Origin of the sequence: Streptomyces sp. NPDC005811, assembly GCF_040630405.1 — a bacterium.
In the GTDB taxonomy this organism is placed as follows: domain Bacteria; phylum Actinomycetota; class Actinomycetes; order Streptomycetales; family Streptomycetaceae; genus Streptomyces.
The window spans coordinates 1-2828 of sequence record NZ_JBEXXK010000134.1 but is presented as its reverse complement, the minus strand read 5'-3'; the positions used below and the strand labels follow the sequence as shown (position 1 = coordinate 2828).

Below are 2828 nucleotides of genomic sequence, written 5' to 3'. Positions count from 1 at the left end.
TGGTCAGACACGCCAGCCGGCGCCGCACGTTCTCCTTGCGCCGCTCCAAGGCTTCCCGGCCGATGAAGTCGCCCTTGTCGAGCTTGACCGCGAAACCGATCCCGGCCTCGTAGGGATCGTGCTCGTAGGTCATGTCGGTGCCGAAGGAGCGGTAGCCCTTCTCCAGCCGCAGACTGTTGAACGCCCCCCGCCCGGCGACGATCCCGCCCAGCGGCTCGACCGCCGCCCACAGCGTGTCCCACAGCTTCTGCCCCTGATCGGCGGTCGTGTACAGCTCCCAGCCCAGCTCACCGACATAGGACAGCCGCATCGCGGTCACCGGAACACTGCCGATGTAGGCGCGCTGGGCGCGGAAGTACTTCAGCCCGTCGGCGGAGAAGTCGGCGCTGGTGAGGGGCTGGAGGACCTTGCGGGCCAGCGGGCCCCACAGGCCGATGCAGCAGGTCCCGGCGGTGATGTCACGGACCTGGACGGTACCGTCGGCGGGCAGGTGCCGGGCGAGCCAGTCCAGGTCCACATTGCCGTTCGCCCCGATCTGGAACACGTCCCGGCCCAGCCGCGCCACCGTGACATCACTGCGGATCCCACCGTCGTGGTCCAGGAACAGCGTGTAGGTGACCGAGCCCACCGACTTGGCGACCTTGCTGGTCGTCAGCCGCTCCAGGAAGTGGACCGCACCCGGACCGGTCACCTCCAGGCGCTTGAGGGCGGTCATGTCGTACATCGCCACCGTCTCACGGGTGGCCTGCGCCTCCGCGCCCACGACCGGCGACCAGAACTGCGCCGCCCACGCGTTCGGGGTGGGGATGTTACGGCCCTCCACCAGCGGCGCGTTGGCCTCGTACCAGTGCGGGCGCTCCCAGCCATTCGCCTCCAGGAAGAACGCGCCCTGCTCCTGCTGCCGGGTGTGGAAGGGACTGGTGCGGATCGGCCGCGGGTCACCCGAGGGCTGCAGCGGGTGCAGGATGTCGTAGACCTCGACGAAGTTCTGGCAGTCCCGCGCCAGCACGTACTCCGGGGACAGCTGGTGCGGCTCGAACCGGTTGACATCGCATTCGTGCAGGTCGAAGGAGGAGCAGTAGCCGTCGACGAGCCATTCGGCCATGGCGCGGCCCACCCCGGCGGAGTGGGTGACCCAGACGGCTTCGGCGACCCAGAAGCCCTTGACGTCCTGGGACTCGCCGAGCAGGGGGAAGTTGTCGGTGGTGAAGGAGAACAGGCCGTTGATGCCCTCCTCGACCTTCGCCTCCCGGGTCGCGGGGAGCAGGGCCTGGGTGTCGTTCCAGGCGGTCTCGAAGTCCTCCTCGGTGAACTCCAGCACCGAGGGCATCGCCTCGGCCTCGTCCACGGAGAGGATGTCGTCGGCGGAGATCGGCATCGGCCGGTGGCCGTAGTAGCCGATGCCCAGCCCGTCGAAACGGTCGCGGTAGTAGAGGTCGGCGTCCTGATGGCGCAGGATCGGACGCACCGCCTCCTGCGTCTGTCCGGCCAGTGCCGGGATCGGGCCGGTCCAGGCGAGCTGGTGCGCCAGCGGGGTCAGCGGCAGGTTCATCCCCACCATCCGGGCGATCTTCGGACCCCAGATCCCCGCACAGCACACCACGATGTCCGCCGCGATCTCACCCTGGTCGGTCAGCACTCCGCTGACCTCCCCGTCGACGTGGAGGACGTCGAGGACCTCGTGCCGGGCCAGGAACGTCACACCCCGCTCGGTCGCCCTGCGGATCTGCGCCTCCACCGCCAGGACCGCCTTGGCCAGACCGTCCGTCGGCACCAGCAGACCGCCCAGCACCTTCTCCCCGTCGAGCAGCGCATGCCGCTCCACACACTCCTCGGCCGTCAACAGCTCGGCCTCGATGCCCCAAGCGGTCACCCAGCCGTGCCGGCGCCGCAGCTCCGTCAGACGCTCCGGCGTCGTCGCCACCTCCAGGCCGCCGACCTGGAGGAAACACGGCTTGCCGTCCACATCCAGCGAACAGAACTTCTCCACCGTATAGCGGGCCAGCTCCGTCATCGTCTTCGACGAGTTCGTCTGGAAGACCAGACCGGGAGCGTGCGATGTCGAGCCTCCGGTGGCGGGCAGCGGGCCCTGGTCGACCACCGTCACCTCGGTCCAGCCACGCGCGGAGATCTCGTCCGCAAGCGCCGCACCCACGACGCCCGCTCCGATGATCACCACTCGGGGTCCCGCCATCGCCGCACCTCCGCATCAGACCGGCCCAGCCGGTTCAGTTGCTGTTTACGCAACACGGTTCAGTTTGCGCAACTCAATGTGCCCGCCCCGGAGAGGGGTGTCAAGAGGTCCCGTGACGTCGTTGAACAGCCGGAAATGCAGCTCGCGGGGGTGGCTGAACACAGCGATGCCCGGCGGGCGATGCGCAGCCACGCGCACCGCCCGCCGGGCATGATCGACCGACCTGGAGACAGGGCTACTTGATCCAGGCCTTCACCCTGTCGGCGTTGGCGTCGACCCACTTCTTCGCCGCCGCCTCCGGGGTCATCTTCTCCTCCGCGATGTACTTGGCCACCAGGTTCTGGTCGTCGTTCGTCCAGTTGAAGTTCTTCACCAGGTTGTAGGCGGGGCTGCCTGACTTGGCGAACTTCGCGCTGACGATCTTGTCCAGGTCGTAGACGGGGTAGTCGCAGGCGACCTTGGCGGCGTCGGCGTCACAGCCGTCCGTGTACTTGGGGAGATTGACCTTGACGAGCGGAACCTCGGACAGGAACCACTGCGGCTCGTAGAAGTAGCCGATCACCCATTCCTTGTCCTTCTCCGCCTTGCGGAAGGCCTGGATGAGGGCCGTCTCACTGCCCGCGTACACCACCTT

Annotated in this window: 2 protein-coding genes; both read right to left on the bottom strand. The window is 68.0% G+C overall.

Translation table 11 applies throughout. From position 1 onward, the window contains the following. On the bottom strand, positions 1 to 2194 hold a 2194-nt coding region (locus ABZ490_RS52070), incomplete at its 3' end, for an FAD-dependent oxidoreductase (RefSeq protein ID WP_359008087.1). 235 nt (positions 2195 to 2429) lie between these two features. Continuing rightward, positions 2430 to 2828: glycine betaine ABC transporter substrate-binding protein (locus ABZ490_RS52065; protein WP_359008084.1), on the bottom strand; the 399-nt coding region annotated here is incomplete at its 5' end.